Source organism: Spirillospora sp. NPDC049652 (assembly GCF_040675125.1).
Classification (GTDB): Bacteria; Actinomycetota; Actinomycetes; order Streptosporangiales; family Streptosporangiaceae; genus Spirillospora.
Genome location: NZ_JBFAOF010001116.1, coordinates 1 through 2,117 on the forward strand (window position 1 = coordinate 1; position 2,117 = coordinate 2,117).

Genomic DNA, 2,117 nt, shown 5'->3' on the forward strand with positions numbered 1-2,117 from the left:
GCCTCCGCGGCGGCCCGGGACCAGTGCTCGACGCCCATCAGCCCGGCGATCCCGATCGCGTGCCGGTAGTGCCCGGCGGCCTCGTCCGGACGGCCGAGGAACGCCGCGAGATCGCCGAGGGTGTGGGCGATGGGCCCGATCGTGGCGACCGCGCTCGCGCCCCCGGCGATGTGGTCGGCGAACGGGAGCAGGGCGGCCAGGCAGTCCCGGGCGAGGTCGCGGTCCCCGAGCACGATCGCGCGGCGGGCCCGCAGGGCCAGGGCGAGTTCGTAGAAGTAGTCCGGACGGACCGGGCCCGCGTCCTCCACGACCTGCCGCGCCTCGTCCGTGCGCCCGGCGGCGGCCAGGGCGAGCGCGAGGAGGTCGGCGGTCGCGGTGATGTGCGGCCACTGCCCGGCCATCCACGCCGCGGGCTCGACCATGTCCGCGACGCGCCCGCGCACGAGCCGGACGCAGAAGATGCCGAAGAACGTCACCCCCTGCTCGCTGGCCCAGATCCCCGACCGGGACATGTCGTCGCCGACCTCCCGGTAGGCGCGTTCGGCCTCGTCGAACTCGGCCGAGAAGGCGTGGCTGAGGGCCCGGTGCCACTCGCTGATGCGGCGCAGCAGGGGCAGCCCGTACTGCTCGGCGAGGCGCTGCCCCTCGGCGCGGTGGCGGGCCGCCTCGTCCGTGCGCAGCCAGGACATGGACACCTGCTGGAGCTGCAGGTGGGCGAGGACCTGGTAGGCGGCGAGCTCGTGCTCGGTCGCGAGCTCCAGCAGCTCCGTCGCGAGCGCGAACCGCAGCTCGCGGTCGGCGGCACCGCGGTAGGCGTTGATGTAGCGGCCGTTCAGCGCGGCGGCGAGGGTCTCCGGACGGCCGACGCGGCGCGCGAGTTCCAGCGCCTCCTCGGCCCGCCGCGGACCCTCGTCCCCCGGCTCGCCCTCCTGTTCGAGCGCGATCGTCGTCAGCAGCCGGGCGCGCAGCTCGTCCGCGCCGTCCGGCAGCCCGGCCAGGGCCTCGTGCGCGGCGGCCAGCAGCTCGGTGTCGAGACGGCCGTACTCGCGGGCCGTCCACAGGGTGGGGACGTCGAACGCGACGATCGTGCGGGTCAGCAGCTCGACGTCGCCCAGCGCCCGCGCCTCGGCGACGCAGCGGGCGCGCCGGGCCCGGGACGGCACGACGGCTCCGGCCAGCGCGGACGCCCGGATCGCCCGGATCTCCAGCTCCAGCCGCTCCCGGACCCGGCCGGACCCCAGGGCGGACGCGGCGCGGTCCCAGAGCTCGGCGGCCGAGGCGTAGGCGAACCGGGCCTCCGCGGCGGCCGCGGCGAGCGTCGCGTACCGGACGGCCCGCTCCGGCTCGGTGCCCGCCTCCAGGTAGTGGTGCGCGATCGCGCCGACCTCGCCGGGCGCGTGCCGTTCCAGTGCGGCGGCGGTCCGGGCGTGCAGCCGGGTGCGGCGGGTCGCCGACAGCCCGACCGCCAGCGTGTCGCGGACCAGGGCGTGCGCGAACCGCATCCGGCCGGGCGCGGGCTCGGTGACCAGCCCGGCGGCGAGGCCCGCCTCGACCGCGTCGAGCACGGCGTCCTCGTCCCCGCCGGACAGCTCGGCCAGCACCCGCACGTCGCTCTCCGGACCGGCCACGGCCGCGTGCCGCAGGACGGCCAGCGCGGACTCCGGCAGCCGGGCGAAGCGGCGGCGCAGCACGTCCCCGACCCCGGCGGGCACCTCGCGGGCCGCGGCGTCCGGGCCCTCGGCGTCCAGCAGCCGCGCGGTCTCGCGGGCGAAGAACGGGTTCCCGCCGGTCCGCTCGGTGATCGCGGCCAGCTCGTCCGGCCCGACCTCGGCCGCGCAGGACGCCCGGACCAGCGCGGCGACCTCGGCCCCGGCCAGCCCGGCGAGGTCGATCCGGACCGGTTCGTGCCGGGCCAGCCGGGCGAACGCGCCCGCCATGCCGTCCGCCTCGGCGGGCCGGAACGTGCCGACGACCAGCACCGGCAGCTCGGCCAGCCGCTCGGGCAGCCGGGACAGCAGGACGAGCGTCTCCTCGTCGGCCCAGTGCAGGTCGTCCAGGACGAGCAGCAGCGGCGCGGCGGCGGCGAGGCCCGCCAGGTAGTCGCCGACCGCCAGGCG

Annotated in this window: 1 protein-coding gene; it reads right to left on the minus strand. The window is 78.0% G+C overall.

What is annotated here, in order from left to right:
* On the minus strand, positions 1-2,117 hold a 2,117-nt coding region (locus tag AB0J52_RS37580; protein WP_500187733.1), incomplete at both ends, for an ATP-binding protein.